Annotated in this window: 21 protein-coding genes; 15 read left to right on the top strand and 6 right to left on the bottom strand. The window is 45.3% G+C overall.

Features of this window, described 5'->3' with window-relative positions:
• The first annotated feature begins 358 nt into the window (after positions 1–358).
• On the top strand, positions 359–1,123 hold the full coding sequence (locus CLV98_RS07495; RefSeq protein WP_109673702.1) for an alpha/beta fold hydrolase: 765 nt from the start codon (positions 359–361) through the stop codon (positions 1,121–1,123).
• Between the two features lie 24 nt (positions 1,124–1,147).
• Here the strand turns inward: CLV98_RS07495 and CLV98_RS07490 are convergent, their stop codons facing one another.
• A complete protein-coding gene (locus CLV98_RS07490; RefSeq protein ID WP_109673701.1) occupies positions 1,148–1,576 on the bottom strand; it encodes a hypothetical protein in 429 nt (142 codons plus the stop codon).
• 88 nt (positions 1,577–1,664) lie between these two features.
• On the opposite strand from CLV98_RS07490, the gene CLV98_RS07485 reads away from it, so the two are divergent.
• The 6 genes from CLV98_RS07485 (at position 1,665) to CLV98_RS07460 (ending at position 5,936) form a co-directional block, all read left to right on the top strand.
• The gene (locus CLV98_RS07485; RefSeq protein ID WP_109673700.1) at positions 1,665–2,375 is read left to right on the top strand and encodes an SAM-dependent methyltransferase; all 711 of its coding nucleotides are present in this window, start codon (positions 1,665–1,667) and stop codon (positions 2,373–2,375) included.
• A gap of 2 nt (positions 2,376–2,377) precedes the next feature.
• On the top strand, positions 2,378–3,103 hold the full coding sequence (locus CLV98_RS07480; RefSeq protein WP_109673699.1) for a hypothetical protein: 726 nt from the start codon (positions 2,378–2,380) through the stop codon (positions 3,101–3,103).
• Between the two features lie 27 nt (positions 3,104–3,130).
• Positions 3,131–3,769, top strand: a complete 639-nt coding sequence (locus CLV98_RS07475) for an MBL fold metallo-hydrolase (RefSeq protein ID WP_109673698.1) — start codon at positions 3,131–3,133, stop codon at positions 3,767–3,769.
• Between the two features lie 36 nt (positions 3,770–3,805).
• Complete coding sequence (gene pssA, locus CLV98_RS07470) at positions 3,806–4,507, top strand: CDP-diacylglycerol--serine O-phosphatidyltransferase (RefSeq protein ID WP_109673697.1); 702 nt, start codon at positions 3,806–3,808, stop codon at positions 4,505–4,507.
• Positions 4,508–4,648: 141 nt separating this feature from the next.
• Complete coding sequence (purS, locus tag CLV98_RS07465) at positions 4,649–4,900, top strand: phosphoribosylformylglycinamidine synthase subunit PurS (RefSeq protein WP_109673696.1); 252 nt, start codon at positions 4,649–4,651, stop codon at positions 4,898–4,900.
• Between the two features lie 34 nt (positions 4,901–4,934).
• Entirely contained in the window at positions 4,935–5,936 is a 1,002-nt protein-coding gene (locus CLV98_RS07460; RefSeq protein WP_211319994.1) for a 3-oxoacyl-ACP synthase III family protein, read from the top strand.
• An 82-nt stretch (positions 5,937–6,018) separates the two neighbouring features.
• On the opposite strand, the gene CLV98_RS07455 is transcribed toward CLV98_RS07460, so the two are convergent.
• Positions 6,019–6,378 carry a CoA-binding protein gene (locus CLV98_RS07455; protein ID WP_109673694.1) on the bottom strand — a complete coding sequence of 120 codons (360 nt, stop codon included), beginning with the start codon at positions 6,376–6,378 and terminating at the stop codon, positions 6,019–6,021.
• Between the two features lie 117 nt (positions 6,379–6,495).
• On the opposite strand from CLV98_RS07455, the gene CLV98_RS07450 reads away from it, so the two are divergent.
• Entirely contained in the window at positions 6,496–7,068 is a 573-nt protein-coding gene (locus CLV98_RS07450; RefSeq protein ID WP_109673693.1) for an NUMOD4 domain-containing protein, read from the top strand.
• On the opposite strand, the gene CLV98_RS07445 is transcribed toward CLV98_RS07450, so the two are convergent.
• Complete coding sequence (locus tag CLV98_RS07445; RefSeq protein ID WP_109673692.1) at positions 7,065–7,376, bottom strand: HesB/IscA family protein; 312 nt, start codon at positions 7,374–7,376, stop codon at positions 7,065–7,067. The genes CLV98_RS07450 and CLV98_RS07445 overlap by 4 nt on opposite strands.
• Positions 7,377–7,598: 222 nt before the next feature.
• Here CLV98_RS07445 and CLV98_RS07440 point away from each other — a divergent pair, with 222 nt between their 5' ends.
• Positions 7,599–8,120, top strand: a complete 522-nt coding sequence (locus tag CLV98_RS07440) for a DUF7935 family protein (protein WP_146202243.1) — start codon at positions 7,599–7,601, stop codon at positions 8,118–8,120.
• Between the two features lie 67 nt (positions 8,121–8,187).
• Complete coding sequence (locus CLV98_RS07435; RefSeq protein ID WP_109673690.1) at positions 8,188–10,596, top strand: endonuclease MutS2; 2,409 nt, start codon at positions 8,188–8,190, stop codon at positions 10,594–10,596.
• Between the two features lie 14 nt (positions 10,597–10,610).
• Here CLV98_RS07435 and CLV98_RS07430 read toward each other — a convergent pair whose 3' ends face one another.
• Both CLV98_RS07430 and dacB read right to left on the bottom strand, forming a co-directional pair.
• Positions 10,611–11,036, bottom strand: a complete 426-nt coding sequence (locus tag CLV98_RS07430; protein WP_109674010.1) for a GNAT family N-acetyltransferase — start codon at positions 11,034–11,036, stop codon at positions 10,611–10,613.
• Between the two features lie 18 nt (positions 11,037–11,054).
• Positions 11,055–12,506, bottom strand: a complete 1,452-nt coding sequence (gene dacB / locus CLV98_RS07425) for a D-alanyl-D-alanine carboxypeptidase/D-alanyl-D-alanine endopeptidase (RefSeq protein ID WP_109673689.1) — start codon at positions 12,504–12,506, stop codon at positions 11,055–11,057.
• A gap of 279 nt (positions 12,507–12,785) precedes the next feature.
• On the opposite strand from dacB, the gene CLV98_RS07420 reads away from it, so the two are divergent.
• The 5 genes from CLV98_RS07420 to CLV98_RS07400 are packed head-to-tail and all read left to right on the top strand — an operon-like array spanning position 12,786 to position 17,628.
• A complete protein-coding gene (locus CLV98_RS07420) occupies positions 12,786–14,207 on the top strand; it encodes an MBL fold metallo-hydrolase RNA specificity domain-containing protein (protein ID WP_109673688.1) in 1,422 nt (473 codons plus the stop codon).
• Between the two features lie 31 nt (positions 14,208–14,238).
• Positions 14,239–15,192, top strand: coding sequence for an acetyl-CoA carboxylase carboxyltransferase subunit alpha (locus tag CLV98_RS07415; RefSeq protein WP_109673687.1), 954 nt, complete (start codon positions 14,239–14,241; stop codon positions 15,190–15,192).
• Between the two features lie 42 nt (positions 15,193–15,234).
• Positions 15,235–15,870, top strand: a complete 636-nt coding sequence (locus CLV98_RS07410) for an HAD family hydrolase (RefSeq protein WP_109673686.1) — start codon at positions 15,235–15,237, stop codon at positions 15,868–15,870.
• Positions 15,860–17,056, top strand: a complete 1,197-nt coding sequence (locus CLV98_RS07405; RefSeq protein WP_109673685.1) for a site-2 protease family protein — start codon at positions 15,860–15,862, stop codon at positions 17,054–17,056. The genes CLV98_RS07410 and CLV98_RS07405 overlap by 11 nt, the downstream gene beginning before the upstream one ends.
• A 14-nt stretch (positions 17,057–17,070) precedes the next feature.
• The gene (locus CLV98_RS07400) at positions 17,071–17,628 is read left to right on the top strand and encodes a 1-acyl-sn-glycerol-3-phosphate acyltransferase (protein ID WP_109673684.1); all 558 of its coding nucleotides are present in this window, start codon (positions 17,071–17,073) and stop codon (positions 17,626–17,628) included.
• Here CLV98_RS07400 and CLV98_RS07395 read toward each other — a convergent pair.
• Positions 17,625–18,887, bottom strand: coding sequence for an asparagine synthetase B (locus tag CLV98_RS07395; protein WP_109674009.1), 1,263 nt, complete (start codon positions 18,885–18,887; stop codon positions 17,625–17,627). The two genes, CLV98_RS07400 and CLV98_RS07395, sit on opposite strands and share 4 nt — an antisense overlap.
• Positions 18,888–19,092 lie beyond the last annotated feature (205 nt).

Genomic DNA, 19,092 nt, shown 5'->3' with positions numbered 1-19,092 from the left:
AGTGAGGTTCATCTTCTGTTAAAGGATGATAAAAACTGATACCGGTGCAAAATAAGTGGATTTTAAGTTCACAAACAACAACTTCTTTCCTGATAAAATACTAGTAACCATAATATAACATTTTGATTATCTTTGTTTTAACCCATCAGACTATCATTTTTAACATATTTTCCAAGATTATTATATTGTTAAATTATTAGATACCAATAGCCCATTTCTCTTTATGATTTTCGAATATTTTACAAGGAAATCAACCTTTTTGGCCATAGCTTAGTTATTTTGCAATAAAAGGGTTGAATTAATTCGAAAATAATAAATCATAAGACAACGATTCTTTCATTTTGACTAGGGCTAAATCATGAAACTAAATTTTAAAAAAATAGGGGATAGCGGTCCCCAACTCCTAATTTTGCATGGGGTGTTCGGATTTCTGGACAATTGGCTTACCATGGGGAAGAATTTGGCCGATGCCGGGTTTCAGGTCTATTTGGTGGATCAACGCAACCATGGCCGATCTCCGCATCGAGACTCCATGGATTATAAGAGCTTTGCCGACGACCTGAACACATTTATTACGGATCATAATCTGGTAAAACCAATATTGATAGGTCATTCCATGGGCGGAAAAACGGTCATGCAATATGCCGTACAGCATCCTGAGAGCCTGTCCAAGCTAGTGGTGGTCGATATCGGCCCTAAGCAGTACCCGATTCATCATCAACGCTTACTGGAGGGGCTCAATCACATCGACTTAAGTTCTGTGAATAATCGCCAAGATGCAGACCGGCAGCTGGCCGAGTACGAATCGAACCTGGGCGTCCGGCAGTTTTTACTGAAAAACCTATACCGCACCGAAGAGAATACTTTCGCCTGGCGGTTTAACTTACCGGTTCTCACCAAAGACATGCCCAATGTGGGCCAAGCCATCACCGGCCCCGTCGTAACGGCCCCTACCTACTTTATTAGAGGAGGAAATTCTGATTATATTTTGGACGAAGATATCCCGGCCATCCAACAACAATTCCCGGCCGCACAGGTAATCACTGTACCTCACTCAGGCCATTGGATTCATGCTGAACAACCTCAACAATTTTTAAAGGAACTTCTCGGAATTTTAAAATAATAGGAAAAATACCGTTGGCCACCATTACGGTAGTCGGCGGTATTTTTCCTTGGGTCCACTGCAGCGGGTCATCGTGAACTCCTCGGCTTGTAGCTCCAGCTCATAAACGGCGCAGAAGGTACAATCTACCAGATCACAATTTGAATTGACAAGAAGCGATTCTTCAGGGATTATTTTAAAAAGCTGCCCGTTGATAATGTAGGCTCGTGCCGTACAGCATAAGGGTACGCCTGTGCTGTCCAACAAGACCCCATCCTGCCTAAAGGCTATCACTTGCCTATCCGCTGCCTGTACGGGACGCCACGAGGCATTGCCCAACACCCCCTGTTGTTGTTCTATTAACTCCCATCGCCCAACTAGTACGTTGAGCACCGATTGTTCGGTTGCTGCGTCCTCCTTTTTACACCCTGATACCAATAATAATAGCAAGTATATATATAATACTGTTTTCATAGCCTTAACTTTGCGTTTTTATTGAAGACCATCCTCCAAATAATATGGTTGGAAATCGAGACTTATTATTTTTTTGAATCACCACCACATGCAACCCAACGTACCCACCATATACCTAATCCCAACTGTCCTAGCGGCCGACACCGCCAGCGGCGTATTACCAGCTGAAGTATCCGAAGTCATCAAAAATATTGACATATTTTTCGTCGAAAATCTAAGGACGGCAAGGCGCTTTATCAGCAGTTTGAGGTTAGGAAAAGTGATTGATCAATTAGAATTTTGGGAGCTAGACAAAAAAACACCTTCACAAATCACCTGGGAACGTTTGCAAAACCTAAAGGGTTCGGCAGGAATTATTTCTGAAGCGGGCTGCCCTGGGGTGGCCGATCCAGGCGCAGTAGCCGTAGAAATGGCTCACCAATTGGGCTACACCGTAAAACCATTGGTAGGGCCATCGTCGATTCTACTGGCCCTAATGGGCTCAGGCATGAATGGCCAATCTTTCGCCTTTCATGGATACCTCCCCATCGACAAGGCCGAACGCAAAACAGTGATAAAACAGCTCGAAAAAGAGTCGGCACAGCGTGGCCAAACACAAATATTCATGGAAACACCCTTTCGAAATAACCAATTATTGGCAGCCATTTTAGATACGGCAGCTCCCAATAGTCGTCTTTGTATCGCCTCCAACCTTACCGCACCCGACGAATTCATACGAACCATGGCGGTAAAAGATTGGAAGAAAAACGTCCCCGAACTCCATAAACAACCTACCATATTCCTATTGAGTACCTACTAAGCATGCATCAATCGACCATCTACCTCAAAGCATTTTGGGGATCAATTTTATTAGCACTACTCCTCTTGACCGCCTGCGAGTCACAGGAAAAAAAAGTGGCCATCACGACCATCGACTCGGAGTTCGATGCCAGCGAAGACGACTGGGTAGTCGGATTGGCCAATTACCGTACCGACAGCGACACGGCGTTGATCAAGTGGCGCAATGGCTCCGCCCTATTGCCCGCCCCTTTGGATACTACCAGCTATGGGTTATATTTGAGTTGTACTAATTTGGGAGACGGAGCAACCATGTACCTAAGCAAGAAGATAAGTGGGCTAAAACCCTCTGCGGCTTATGAGTTAACAGTAGCCCTTACCATGGCGAGCAATATTTTTGCCGATAGCGTCAATACCAAAGGGTCGCCTGCTACTATGGTATATCTCAAGGCAGGAACTTCTACTGTAGCCCCCGACACCGCCACTCTGGAAGGATTCTATCGCCTCAATGTCGATATGGGAGCGCCATCTCAGGAAAACGACCGATTCAAAATCCTAGGAGATATCTCGAATAGTTTGGCCCTAAAGGAGTATCATCTGGTAGAGCGTAGCTTACCGACTCCCCTATCCTTTATGACCAACTCCTCGGGGGAAACCTGGCTATTGATAGCCGTTGACTCAGACTATGCCGATATTACCAGTCTCTATTTTGACAGGCTCAGGATCGATATTCGTTCGAGTATCGAATAACAAGACCCTATAAACCATACCATATTTATGCTTTCCATACAATCTTTCACTTTCAACCCCTTTGGCGAAAACACCTATGTTCTTTATGATGAGACCCAGCAGGCCGTTATAGTGGATCCGGGATGTTATGATAAAAAGGAGTTTGAAACGCTGTATAGTTTCATCACCGACCACCAGCTAATACCTCAACAGATAATCAATACCCATGCTCATATCGACCACGTACTGGGCGTTGCGGCCGTAAAGGCGAAATACAACATTCCATTTTTGCTTCATCGCGACGATGAACCCCTGTTGAGGGCAGTAAAGACCTATGCCTCCAATTATGGTTTCGCCCAATTCGATGAGCCTTCCATCGATGCATATCTGGAGATCGGCGAAGAAGTAGCCTTTGGTAATACCCGCCTAGAGGTACGCTTTGTACCTGGGCATGCTCCTGGGCACGTGGCCTTTATAGATCATCCCAGCCACACGGTAATAGGAGGTGATGTACTCTTTAGGCAAAGTATAGGACGCACCGACCTGCCTGGTGGCGACATGAACACGCTGTTAATGAGCATCAGAAAGCAACTCTTTACCCTCCCCGACGACTATACCGTTTACGCCGGGCATATGGAACCGACTACAATTGGTTTCGAGAAAAAACACAATCCATTTTTAAAATAATTTCTGCCCTCACCTCCACTCCACCCCTTGTTTCTAATGATCAGAAAGCATATACCCAATGCCTTAACCTGTAGCAATTTACTTTGTGGATGCATAGGCGTCGTCGAGGCCTTTCATGGCAATTTGCTGCTATCCTGTGTACTAATTGCTTTAGCGCTCATTTTTGATTTTTTTGACGGCTTTGCTGCGCGTCTTTTGGGAGTTAGCTCCCCTATCGGGCGCGATCTGGACTCCCTGGCCGACATGGTCACTTTTGGGCTGCTACCATCTATCATTGTCTTTCAATTACTCATGAAGAGCATCCCCGAATTACGGGATATATGGATGGCCTACCCAGCCTTTACCATTGCGATCTTCTCAGCCCTGCGGCTGGCCAAGTTCAATAACGACCCGCGCCAAAGCCAAGGTTTTATAGGGCTGCCTACTCCAGCCAATGGAATATTGATAGCCTCGCTTCCCATTATTCTTGAATCGGCATCACCTGAAGTTAGCGCGTTTATCCTAAACACCAGAAACCTGCTCTTATTTACCGGTTTGATGTCTTATTTATTGGTAGCCGAAATACCACTTATAGCCCTTAAATTCAAATCATTCGGATGGAGCACCAATCAGGCCAGGTATCTTTTAATAGGCGGCTCGGCCCTATTATTGATCCTGCTGCAGGTGCAGGCCATTCCCATTATTATTCTATACTATTTGCTACTTTCTCTTTGGAACAATACAATTAAAAAAAATTAATCCATTGGTATCAAAGAGTTTTTATTGCATTTTTGCGCATTATTTAGAGTAGGCAAAATACTTTTAACTATAAAACCCCGCCTAAACTTTAATTAATTATACTTTTTAATAGATTTTTTGTATCATTATACCTTTTTAAATATGAAATTTATTGCTGAAATAGACATCATGCCCATTAAAGAAATCCTTGACCCACAGGGTAAGGCAGTTATGCTGGGCTTACATAACCTGGAGATCGACCAGGTAAACGATGTTCGCATAGGCAAGCATGTTACTTTATCCTTGGAGACAGAGACACAGGAACAAGCGGATGAAATCGTGAAGACGGCTTGTCAGAAATTGCTAGCCAATCTGATCATGGAAGAGTTTACCTATACCTTAAAACTGGTATAAGAGAAGAAGAATAAGCAGACTTTAAATTATTAATATGACATTTTCGCGTATCACCGGGCTGGGTTATTATGTACCGGACCAAATCGTTACCAATCAAGACCTTACAAAAATAATGGATACCACCGATGAGTGGATCCAAGAAAGAACGGGAATACGCGAAAGAAGGTATTTTGAATACGGCAAGGACACCAATTCGAGTATGGCAACGGCGGCCTCGCGCCAGGCACTGGAACGTGCCGGACTAGAGCCCTCGGAGGTGGATATGATCGTATATGCTACTATAACTCCGGATTACTTTTTCCCTGGGTCGGCCTTCTTGATGCAAAGGGAGCTTGGCCTAGAGTCGATACCCGTATTCGATATTCGGCAACAGTGCTCTGGATTCGTGTATGCCCTATCCCTAGCCGACCAGTACATTAAGTCGGGGTTGTATAAAACCGTCTTGGTGGTAGGTTCAGAGATACAATCCTCCTGGATCGACAAAAGTACCGCCGGGCGATCCACTGCGGTGATCTTTGGCGATGGTGCCGGAGCAGCCGTGCTACAGGCCAGCAGTGACCCAGAACATCGGATTATCTCTACGCATCTGCATGCCGATGGCCGCTATGCCGAGGAGCTGTACGTACGCGACCCAGGCAGTAGCCGTCCAGACCGCCCCGTTACCAAAGAACTATTGGAAGCGGGAGGGTTTAATGTGCATATGAATGGCAACACGGTCTTTAAACATGCCATTCAGCGCTTTGGAGAAGTTATCAATGAGGCCTTGGACGCCAACGGAATGTCCCATAAAGACCTCAGTTTGTTGGTTCCTCACCAAGCCAATATCCGCATAAGCGAATATGTTCGTCAACAAATGGGCTTGCATTCCGAACAGGTCATCAATAATATCCAACGATTTGGCAATACCACGGCAGCCTCTATTCCCATTGCCCTTACCGAAGCTTGGGAAGATGGGAAGCTTAACGATGGCGATGTGATTTGCCTGGCGGCCTTTGGCAGCGGCTTTACGTGGGCCTCAGCCCTCATTCAATGGTAAGAATACCATCAAATTTTAACAGGAATGAAATTAATCCGATTCCATTCCTGTTATTATTAAAAATTCACTCTCCTCACCACTATTAAAATTGCCCGGTGGCTAACATTACCAACGTACAGGCTTCTACTGGTACGATATTTTTAGCCATTAATAACTGTTGAAACTCCTTGTTTTCAGTACCAGGATTAAAAATGACACGTTTAGGGTTTAACGAAATAATGTACTCATAATATTCTAATTGTCTGGAAGGATTTATATAAAGTGTAACGGTGTCTACGTTTCCAAATTGAATTTTGGTCGCATGAATTGTTTCACCAAATAGGGTGGCCTTTTCACGTCCAATAAGAAATATAGGGTGGGCATGAGATTTTAATCTTTGTGCTGCCACGTAGGCGTACCGGCTTGGGTTTGAGGTGGCACCAATAATTAAGGTTGGTTTCATAGCATATAAATAAATAGGATATACTAATTACAAAAAACACATCTCTAAAAGTTCACGATGAAGGCTCACGTAACTTTTAGTAAAAATTAAGATCTAATCAGAAAACAAGTGTAAGAAATGAACGAATCAAACTTAAATAGAAGCTTCTGGAACGAGAAATGGAAGAAAATTGATTTTGGTGACGTGGAAAACCCGCCCCATTATGAAATTTCTAATTATGGTCGGTTAAAAAGTTTTCAGAACAATCCCAAAGATGGGAGCATCATTAAAGGCTCGGTGATACAAGGCTACCGATCCCTAAACATTAGAGCTAGTGGCGGAAAAACCATTAATCGGTATGTGCACAAACTAGTGGCCGAACATTTTGTGGACAAAGAGACGGAGAATCACACTTTTGTAGTCCACAAAGATTTTGAAAAACAAAACAATTATTACGAAAACCTGAAATGGGTTACTAAGGCGGAAATGATTGAGCATAATAAGGAAAATCCCGCTTTTATCAATCGGGTGATCCCCAAACGGACCAAAAACTATAAATTGACCGAAAGCAAGGTAAAAATCATCAAGAAACTCCTTAAAAACGATAATAATCGATTAAAGATGATAGCCAAACAGTTTGGCATCACCCATACGCAGCTTAACCGGATACGCTCTGGCGAAAACTGGAAGCATGTCACTATAGACGATTAATTGGCCGTATTAGGTTGTTTTTCAAGGGTTGAAACCGTATAACCGCTTCCGTTCAACCCTTCCTCATAGTCCACAGAAACACCTAATACATACATTAGGTGCTTTTTGTCGATAAAGACCCTGATTCCGTCAATAGCATATTCCAAATCGTCCGAAGAGCGGGTGTCGAAGCCCAAAACGATGGATCCACTACAGGCCCCACCTTTTATCCCCACGCGTAAGCCATATTCATCAGGAATTTTATTTGCTTTAAGTGTGGACGTGATTTCGTTCTGGGCGCGAGAGGTGATTGTGATTGGTGGCTGCATCGTAGATGATAACTATTTTTCAATAGACAAAACTAAGGATAAAAATGATGCCTTTGGTAGGGAACACTACCTTTTGAGGCCCAACTTTCCCTTTACTAAGGCGAAGTAACCGCCTGGAAGGGTCTTAGATGCGAGCAGTGTCTTAGATTTTTGGTCATAGCTTTTTGAGTTTTCCCTTCTTATTTGAAAGGAACCCTCTATTTTTGTAAAAAATTGTCCCCCATGATCCATTATATTGAACCCATTTCCTACCTACTGATCAGTGTTGTCCTGATGTACGGTCTTTATCGAATAGCCGACAACCTTATCCAACAAATGTTGCTAAGGCAGCGGGAAGATAAAAGACAGAAGCAGGTAGAAACCATATTGCCCCTTCGTATTCAGGCCTACGAACGCATGTGTTTATTTTTGGAACGAATAACACCTAACCAGCTATTGCTCAGGGTAGTTCCAAATACCCATTCGGCATTACAGCTTCAACAGACGCTCCTAAGCGAAATAAGGGAAGAATACAACCATAACATAGCCCAACAGCTATACCTTTCCATAGGGACTTGGGAGGAAATTAATAATGCGATGAACGAAATAGTGACTATTATCAATAAGTCGGCCAGTGAGGTATCGCCGGAGGAGGCGCCTACCCTTTTGGCAAAAAAAATAATTGCGATGGTTGCCGAAATGCCCAATGATCCTCCGGTAGAAGCGCTTAAACGCTTAAAAACAGAATTCTCCTCACTATTCTAAATTCTTGACTATTCCAAAGACGAGAGCTCCCCGTGGCTATGGGGACTAGGAGTCGGTAATATATAAAATGCTCTATCCAAAAACATTAGAACAAAAACTGGGTTTCGATAAATTAAGAGCCTGGCTACACGAGGCCTGCATAAGTCCACTAGGGCAATATTATGTAGAAAGAATAAAATTTTCGGACAAATTCAGCATGGTCGAAAAGCTGGTGAGCCAGACGGCCGAAATGAAGGACATTCTGGAGCGGGGAGAAAACTTCCCTTCACAGAATTATCTGGATGCTACCCCTCACCTACGCCAGGCCTCTATTGCCGGCATGCAGCTGAGCCAAGAAGCGTTTTCGGACCTGAAGGCCTCCTTGAACACCATTAATCTATGCTTGAAGTTTTTTAACAACCAAGAACCAGAGACCTTTCCTTTACTGAGGGATTATGCCAGCTCCATCTCTGTCGATCGCCACGTGACCGATGCGATAGAACGCATATTCGATGATAGAGGTCAGGTAAAAGACTCGGCCTCCACCGAACTCGGCCGCATTAGAAGAAGACTCCTCTCTGAACAAGCAGGTATACGCAAAAGACTGGATAGTATCCTTCGAAATGCCAAACAACAAGGATGGATAGGCGAAGAAGTCTCCCTAACGGTCAGAAATGGCAGGATGGTCATTCCTTTAGTCGCCGAGCATAAAAGAAAACTGAAGGGTTTTATCCATGACGAGTCCTCGACGGGACAAACGGTGTTTATTGAACCTACGGAGATTTTTGAGACCAATAACGAGATTCGCGAACTGGAATATGAAGAACGCCGCGAAGTGAACCGGATACTCCTTGAGCTCACCGACCAGATCCGCCCCTATGTACCAGACCTGCTGAAGGCCTATCATTTTCTGGGACTACTGGATTTCCTCAGGGCTAAGGCAAGGCTGGCTCAAGAGCTATCGGCCATCAACCCGACCTTTGTAAACAAGCAAGTAGTAGAATGGCAACAGGCGCGTCATCCCATCCTTTTTATGTCATTTAAAGGTAGCGGGAAGCCAGTCATCCCCCTAGACATCACCCTCGACGAAAACAATAGAATTCTGATCGTCTCTGGACCCAATGCCGGTGGAAAATCCGTGGCCCTCAAAACGGTTGGGTTGATTCAGTATATGTTTCAATGTGGATTGCTGGTGCCCTTACGGGAAGACAGCACGATGGGTTTTTTCCAAAATATTTTTATAGATATTGGTGATGAACAGTCCCTGGAAAACGACCTAAGTACCTATAGCTCCCACCTCACTAATATGCGTCATTTTTTGGCGATGGCCAATAAACGGACCATATTCCTGATCGACGAATTTGGAACAGGGACCGAGCCAGGCCTCGGCGGGGCCATAGCCGAGGCTATCTTAGAGGACCTCACCAAATCGGGAGCTTATGGGATGATTAATACCCATTATACCAACTTAAAAGTACTGGCCGACAAAACCAGCGGACTGATTAACGGAGCCATGCGCTTCGATGGAGAGAACCTGGAGCCTATTTATCAATTGGAAATCGGCAGACCGGGCAGCTCCTTTGCCTTTGAGATTGCCACCAAAATAGGGCTTCCCAAGGGGGTGATCGCAAAAGCGAAAGAAAAGCTAGGCACCCAGCAAGTGAGTTTCGAAAAGCTGCTCAAAGAACTGGATATAGAGCGAAAAGTATTCGCAGAAAAGAACACCTCCCTCGGCATTAAGGAAAGGAAGCTCACCCAACAGTTGGCCGAATACAAATCCTTGAAGTCAAAACTGGAACTCAATGAGAAAAAACTCGTCAATGAAGCCAAGGCAAAAGCCAAGATGCTGCTCAGTGACGCCAATCAGCTTATAGAGAATACCATCAGGGAAATAAAAGAAAACAAAGCCGAAAAGGAACAGACAAAGGCGATAAGGGCTAAGATCGAACAATTTAACCAAAGTCAGCTTAAGCCCGAAAAAATAGTGGAACCGGCCCCAGTGGAAGAAACCTATGAGCCAGAACCTGGCGCCATTGGCACGGGCGACTACGTGCGAATAGCCGGCCAAACGGCCATAGGCCAGGTATTGGCCTTAAGGGGAAAAGACATAGAGATTAGGATTGGAGACCTGAAGTCGACTGTCAAATTGAACCGGCTGGAAAAAGTATCCAAAAAGACGTATAAAGCCGCTACCGGCGAAAAAGAAGTAAAGGCTAGCTCTAAGGGTATTGATCTGAATGAGCGGATGATGAACTTTAGTTTTAATCTGGATATACGAGGCAAGCGCGGTGAAGAGTCCTTAGGGGTCGTAGACCAGTTTATGGATAATGCCATCATGCTGGGATACGACGAGCTACGAGTCGTCCACGGTAAAGGCGACGGTATCCTGCGTACCCTAATTCGAAACCATTTGCGCGGCTATAATCAGGTAAAAGGAATGCGCGACGAGCACCCCGACCGAGGAGGTGCCGGGGTCACGATCGTTAGCCTTAAGTAGGTCCTGAAATCCTTTCAGATCCATTTCTCAATTTTTCGGTAGGGTATTTCCCCTTTGAAAAAGGGTTCCCCAAATTCCTGAAATTGAAAACGTTTATAAAATGCTAAGGCATCGGCACGTGCATCGCACCAGATGCGGCTGTGACCGGTAGCCTTGGCATACTCCAGTACTTCCTGCATTAATAAGGTACCTAAACCCCGACGCCGGAAATCGGCCAGGGTGGCAAACTTGCGAAACCGCAGGGAAGACTCCGCACTAAAGAGCGAAATTACGGATACCAATTGGCCTTCTATATACAGGCCAAAATGCACCCCTAGGGCGTCGTCTGGGATTCGGACAAAGTCCCTGGGCCTATCGGGCCATAGCTCACTATGCCTTATGTCCATTACCTGGTCGGCATTAACCTCCCTGATCTCGATGTTGGGCTGTTCTATCTTCATAATCATATTATGGTTGTATTAGAAATTGGCCATGAGCTCCATAAGCGTTACTAGCTCTTTGGTAATTTCTTTTTCAGTGTCTGGCAAATATCGATGGGCAATAATGGCAAAACTCAACAACTGACCCGACCGGGTGGTAGCATACCCGGCATAGGATCGGGTGCCTTCAAATGAGCCACTTTTGGCCCTAACATTCCCCTCTGCCCTCGTTTTTTTTCCATATCGCCTCACCGTCCCCGACTGTCCCATCACGGCCAAACCCCTATAATAGGACTCAAATGCCTTGTCTTTATACATGGCAGACAATACTTCAGTCATGTTTTGTACGGTAACGAAACCCGAGGGTGATAACCCACTCCCGTCCTTTACGCCAAACCCTCGCATATCGGCTCCCTTAGCCGTCCAGTATTTCCGCATTAATTCGGTAGAAGATTCAAAATCCGATTTTCCTGCAAACTGTTTGCCGAATAACTTTAAGAAGCTATCTGCATACAAATTGATGCTCCAATAGTTCGTTTCGCGGCAAAGATCTTGCAAAGGGGGCGATACATACCGATCCAGACTCCCACCCGCTCCATTTAGCACTAGTTTCTGTTGATCCACCCCAATCCCCTGAAGTTCCAAGGTTTCTTTTAATCCATATTGGGCAAAATAGGGAGGGTTGGGGATAGCCCCCTTTACCGTAAACTGCCGGTAGCCCGTCGGGATGGTTCCGGTAAACTGTACCGTGTTGCCTAAAGGGGAGCTATAGAATATGGACTGATCGCCCGAACCCCGCTCTCCCGTTTGCAATAAGTTATCGAACTGCATATAAGGTAAACTCGGTTTTGTTCCATTAAACGCCACCGCATCGCCGACCTCACTTCCAGGGCTAAACTGGGCTAAAAATTTATTTTCATTGATGTTTAGGCTAAAAACTCCGGCCCCATAAGCGTTGCCGATATCCCCCCATATCCACGATTCCACTTGGGGGAGGCCATCGTAAAAACCGGTATCGACCAAAATATTTCCCTTAATATGTTTAATCCCCTTTCCTTTGATGGCAGCAGCCCAGCGGAGGAATATGCCCTGCTGGTCGGGATAGTCGGCAAATCGATCGCTTCCCAAGGATGGGTCCCCACCTCCATGGATCCAGATATCGCCAAATAAGGTATCGGACCGAACCGTTCCTGTATAGCTCAGCTTGGTTTCAAAGCGGTACTGTGGGCCTAAGACCGACATTACTGAGGCTGTAGTGACCAATTTGAGTATAGAAGCCGAGGGCAAGCTACGCTCTTGATGCAGGGAAAAAATTTTGCTTTTCGTTTTGACGTCCTTAATTTGGATCGCTAGGGATCCATGTCGCAACATTTCACTATTAGCCAAGTTGGCAACGGCGTCTGAAAACGTTGCTATCGCAACTGAATCTAAGTTTTGTGACCGCAAATCGGCCCAAGTAAAAAATAATAACAAACTGAATATATGCTTCATATCCTCTCTATTGCCGATCTGTGTTTGGCCTAAATGTATTAAGACGGCAGGAAACAAAAAAGTATTTGGAACGACTCCAACGGTTTTTTGATACTTTTGCAGATCAAAGTACCCGCTTTGTACTAAATTAGGCCGACTTGGTCATCGAACATTTCGGGTGTAACTGCGATGTTGAGGGGAGTATATTGTTTCGATAATAGGACTCCATCAAACAATAAAGACATTAAATGGAGGTTGACAGATTCGACCCAACCTATAGTTATTCACCCAATTATTTATATGAAATTGACATTTTGGGGAGCTGCACAGCAAGTTACAGGAAGCATGTTTCTGTTGGAAACAGACGACTACCGGATACTCGTAGATTGTGGCTCAGATTTTGATTTGGAGGAGAAGGATAGAAAGGCACGGTACGACGAACAAAAAAGTGTGTTCCCTTTCGAGGCTAGCATGATTAATACCGTTTTACTCACTCACGCGCACATCGACCACTCGGGAAACATCCCCAATCTATATAAGGAGGGTTTCGAAGGCAGAGTGGTATGTACGGAACCTACTATGGCCCTGACGGCCCTTTTACTGAAGGACGCGGCCAATTTACATCAGAAAAGACTTAATGCAAGAAATGGCAGCGGAAAGCGAAAATCGAAGGGAAAGAGAGAAATCCCTAAAGACTATTTCGTAGAAAAGAATGTCATAGAGGCGATGGAGAACTTCGTCCCGGTATCTTTTGGGCAGCGCTACCGCATTGCCGACCATGTTTCGATCACTTTTTATCCGGCGGGGCACCTTCTTGGAGCCGCGCATATCGTGGTGGAAGTGACAGAGGATGGCGTCCGCAAGCGCATCGCATTTTCGGGCGATATTGGTCGGTCCGACTATCCCCTATTGCTCGACCCACAAGAGATTCCGGAAGTAGACTATCTGGTCTGTGAGAGCACCTACGGGAATAGGCTACACGAAAACCATGAAGCCCCTGAGGAAGCCCTAGCGAAGGTGATACGCCGAACCTGCATAGACACGCCCGGCCGACTCATCATCCCCTCTTTTTCGGTGGGGCGTACCCAGGCCCTGTTGTACACCCTCAATAAGATATACCAAGAAAATAGCTTTCCGAGTATTAAGGTATTCTCCGACAGCCCCTTGGCCTATAGTAGCACGAAGGTCTATGAACGGTTTGGTAGGCTCCTCAACAAAAAAGCCAAAAAATTCCAAGAAGACAATGGCATGCTCTTCGATTTTGACAATCTGATTTACCTCGAAAACGCCGAGGCCAGCCGGGCCATATCGAACTACAACGAGCCATGTATTATCATTTCTTCTTCAGGAATGGTACAAGGTGGCCGTATAGAACATCATGTAGAGGCGAATATTGGGAACCCTTATGCTACCATCCTAATGGTAGGCTATGCCTCCGAAGGAACCTTGGGCTGGAGGCTCATCAATGGGCAGGATAATATTACCATTAGAGGCAAACAACTCCCAGTGATGGCCGGCATTGAGAAAATTGATGTCTTTAGCGGGCATGGAGATCAAAATGATTTAGTTAAATTTGTCAAAATACAGGACCCAGAAAAAGTTAAGAAGGTATTCTTGGTTCATGGTGAAAAGCAAAGTATGACAGAATTGCAACTGATAATCAACAAATTAGGCTACCAAGACGTAGAGATGCCCATGCGGGGTCAACAATACGAACTGTAGTTTTTCTCCTATTACGAAGTAAATAAAAACAATGAGAACATACCTCGATTTTGAAAAACCGATGGCTGAGCTGGAAAAAAAGCTTGAAGAAATGAAAGTTTTGGCCAAAAACAATAATGTAGACGTTTCTGACGCCATCGTGCTTTTAGAAAATAATATCACAAAATTAAGGAAAGAGATATTCGAAAACCTGACCAGTTGGCAACGGGTGCAGCTTTCTAGGCACCCCGACCGCCCCTATACCCTCGACTATATCCAGCAGATTTGTGATGAATTCATTGAACTTCACGGGGACCGACAAGTACGGGACGATCCGGCTATTATAGGAGGATGGGCCAACGTAAACGGTCAGTCATTTATGCTGATTGGCCAGCAAAAAGGACGTAACACCAAGCAACGCCAATATCGCAACTTTGGAATGCCTAACCCCGAAGGGTACCGCAAGGCGCTCCGTCTGATGAAAATGGCAGAGAAATTCAATAAACCCATAGTCACTTTGATCGATACGCCTGGGGCCTTCCCTGGGATGGAAGCCGAAGAACGCGGACAAGGGGAAGCCATCGCCCGGAACTTGAAGGAGATGTTTATGCTGAAAGTACCGGTAATCTGCATTATTATTGGCGAAGGCGCCTCTGGTGGAGCCTTGGGCTTGGCCATTGGCGACAAGGTGCTGATGTTGGAAAACACCTGGTACTCGGTAATATCCCCCGAAAACTGTTCGGCTATTCTATGGCGTAGTTGGGATTATAAGGAGCAAGCGGCAGAAGCCATGAAAATAACGGCCAAAGATATGAAGCAAAACAAGCTTATCGATGGCATTATTGGCGAACCACTGGGAGGTGCCCATCTGGACCATGCTTGGATGGCCAACGAAGTTAAAAATGCCATACTTGAAAATATTGCGGATCTTAATAAAATAGACGCTCAAACTAGGATTGACGAACGTATTGAAAAGTTCTGCGCCATGGGTGTAGTGATAGAATAACCCATCCGTTTTCTTCCATTTCTCCGTAAGTATCCTCCATACATGAAAAACGAATCTATAAAAAATCTGCTCTTCGACTTAGGCGATGTGATCATCAACATCGACGTCCCCATCGCCTTTCAGGCCTTTGCAGAACTAAGTGGAATAGACCTTGATGAAATTCATGCCTTGGTAAAACAACATGACCTGTTTCGTAAATTTGAAACAGGTCAGCTTTCGGAGGTAGAATTCAGGAACACGGTGCGCACCATCCTAAAACAGGAACATTGGGAAGACCAGCACATAGACCAGGCATGGAATAGCCTCTTACTCGACATCCCGGTGGAGCGCATAGAATTACTAAAAGCGCTGAGTACTAAGTACCGACTATTTCTGCTGAGCAACACCAGCTCCATCCACATCACCCAGGTTAACAAAATACTACATCAGGCTACGGGTATTACGTCCTTAGATCAACTCTTCGAGAAAGTATTCGTATCCTATGAAATGGGGATGATGAAACCCGATCCGAATATCTATCATGGGGTACTGAGCCAAGCGGAGATCCGGGCCGATGAGACGCTCTTTTTGGACGACAACGGCGATAATATTGCCGCGGCAGCCCAAATAGGCCTTCAGACCATTCATGTTCAAAAACCTACTACGATTCTCGAATACCTCGAAGACTATGCAGTCTAACACCCGTACTTATTTCATCCAGGCCCTATTATTCGTCCTTACCGTCATCACCACCACCATGGCTGGTGCCGAGTGGATGTTTGGCAATATATTTGGCTTCGTCTATGAAGCCTTTGGCTTCCTGTCGGGAGCTAGCTCCGAACAGACCACCGAGGTAACTTCTAAAGCCATGGGCTGGGCCGAATTTGTAGCGGGTTTTCAGTTTTCAATCCCCTTCCTGTTGATCCTTACGGTTCATGAATTTGGACATTTTTTCGTTGCCAAAGCCCATAAGGTGAAAGTCACCCTGCCGTATTATATCCCTTTATGGTTTGGTATTACTCAGAGTATCGGAACCATGGGGGCGTTTATCAGAATCACTTCCGTGGTTCGTTCCCGCCTCAAATTCTTCGATATCGGTATTGCTGGCCCTTTGGCTGGCTTTATAGTAGCCATAGCCGTTTTATGGTATGGCTTCACACACCTCCCGCCTGCCGAATATATTTTTACCATTCACCCGGAATATACCCGATTTGGACTCAACTACTCGCAGTTTGCCTATGAAAATGCCGCAGGAAATCTGGCCCTAGGCGATAACATCCTATTTTGGTTCTTTAAAACCTATGTTGCCGACCCTAGCTTATTGCCGCATGACTATGAGATCATTCATTATCCATACCTCTTCGCCGGATATCTAGCCCTGTTTTTCACCTCTCTCAACCTAATACCCATTGGGCAGCTCGACGGAGGGCATATCTTGTATGGAATGATCGGTAAAAAGAAATTTGATATAGTAGCTCCTGCGCTGTACATCATCTTTGCATTTTATGGAGGCTTAGGTGTTTTTCGCGTAGAAAACTTCGCCATAGGAAGCGATCAAATTTTTTACGAACAATTGTTCTATCTGTTCTTATACGCATATTTCCTTTTCATATGTTTCCGTGGCATGAGCGACAGCCCTTCTACGGCCGTTATGATAAGCCTGATTGTCGTTGTAGCTCAGCTCGGCACCACATACTTCTTACCACATATAGAAGGCTACTCTGGTTTCTTACCCTTTATATTTTTACTAGGAAGATTCCTCGGCGTGAAGCACCCCGAAACTCCCGAGGATGAGCCCCTAAATAAACCCCGAATCATTCTGGGGATATTGGCTTTAATCATATTTGTCTTATCTTTTAGCCCAAAACCATTTATAGTGCTCTAAACTAAAACTTCCCTATGGCCTCCAAACTGATTGCTAAGCTCTTCCAATGGGCGGGCTGGCGTATTGAAGGTCCCAGGCCCATTGGACTCAAAAAGGCGATTTGGGTGGTGGCTCCACACAGCTCTAATTACGACTTTTTCGTTGGCTTGGGGGTGAGGGCTACCCTTGGAATGGACATCGGCTTTTTGGCCAAAAAAGAACTTTTCAATTGGTATTCGGGATGGTTTTTCAGGTGGATGGGCGGATATCCCGTTGAACGCAATAAAACGACTAACCTAGTCGACGCTGTGGTAAGTCTCATCAATAGCCAAGAGTCTATTCACCTCTCATTGGCCCCTGAAGGTACCCGCAGTGACGTCGAAAAGCTAAAGACAGGCTTTTACTACATGGCCAAAGGAGCGCAGGTACCCATCATTCTAGTTTCTTTCAGTCATTCCAAAAAACGGGTGGTGCTTAGCGCACCACTCTATCCAGGTACCGACTCCTCCGAGGATATGACTACCCTTTACAATTTTTACCGACAACAGGGCGATGTACACAAAGCATGGATCCTAAACACGCCGGCCTCTTAGGTTTTCAATTTCTTCTTCTTAGCAGCTGGAAACAGTACATTATTGAGTATAAGTCGGTAGCCTGCCGAATTGGGATGTAAGTTAAGATCGGTGGGTTCCTCTCCGACCCGGTGCTGGTAATCCTCGGGGTCGTGACCTCCATAGAACGTAAAAAAGCCCTTTCCATAGGTACTATGAATGTATCTGGCCTCTCCTGCCGCCTTATTTTCGGCCAATACCACCACTTCTGGCTTAACATACTGATTCTTGAAGGCGGTCGTCTGCCCTAGGAAGCCCTTGATAATAGATTGATGGTTCTGCGTCAGCATGCTGGGTACGGGGTCCCATTTGGCAGAGAACTGAAATAGACTAAAAAAATCGTTATTCTCCTTCAGGCCTCGTTGTTCAGGTTGGTTGTCTATATCCGAAAATTCAATCTCATAAGGATATGGAATGGTTCTGAAATTTCTAAAAGCGAAAGTATTGTCGTAGTTAAGCTTGTTATTGGCGTCAGGGTCGGCTGGGGTGCCATCGTACATGCTCTCTACAATATCCACTCCATCGGCGGCCAAGGCCACGTCGAAGGTGTCAGTGGCGTTGCACATAGCAAACATATATCCCCCTCCTGCCACAAACTGAGCGATCTTTTTAGCTACGGCTAGCTTCATCTGCGGTACATTGTCAAAATCAAACTTTTGGGCCGTCTGTTCGGCGGCACTCTTTTGTTCGCGGTACCAGGGGTAATCCTTATATAGAAAAAACTTACCATACTGTCCTGTAAAGTCTTCATGGTGCAAGTGTAGCCAGTCGTATTCTGGGAGTTTCGTTTCCAAGACCTCGCTGTCATATACTACGTCGTAAGGGATTTCGGCATAGGTAAGCACCAAAGTAACGGCATCGTCCCAAGGAAGCTTCGACTTGGGCGAATACACCGCAATACGCGGGGCTTTCTGAAGCTTTACAGCATCCATATTGACATCTGGTGCACTGATCTGATCTAAAATAGAGGCCGCGTCTCCCTCCGAGATCACCTCGAAACTCACCCCACGGATGGTCATTTCGGAAGCGAATCGCTGGTTATAGGGCATCATAAAACTCCCCCCCCGATAGTTGAGAAGCCAGTCAATTTCCTGATCGTAGGTCTTTAGGACCCAAAACGAAATACCGTATGCTTTGAGATGGTTTTTTTGGGTCTCATCCATCGGAATCATGATCCGATTGGCGAAACTACTAGCCGATATGCCAATAAAAATGATAAGCGGAATAAAGAAGCGCTTCATCGGTTTGAATCTTTCAGGTATCATGTGCAGCTTTACAAAATAAAAAACGAAGGGATAGTTTTTAGTTAGGAACGCGTAAAATAGGCACCGCAAATCTCGTCTCACCGAGGGACTTCTTTGTCACGATCCTGTAATAAAACGTAATATGGCCATTATTGGTGCATGACGCAAATGGATTTGTCAATTGATTGAATTTTGAGTAACC

The sequence above is a fragment of the Dyadobacter jejuensis genome, from assembly GCF_003149085.1.
Classification (GTDB): domain Bacteria; phylum Bacteroidota; class Bacteroidia; order Cytophagales; family Spirosomataceae; genus Dyadobacter; species Dyadobacter jejuensis.
This window is presented reverse-complemented; position numbering and strand designations above follow the sequence as displayed.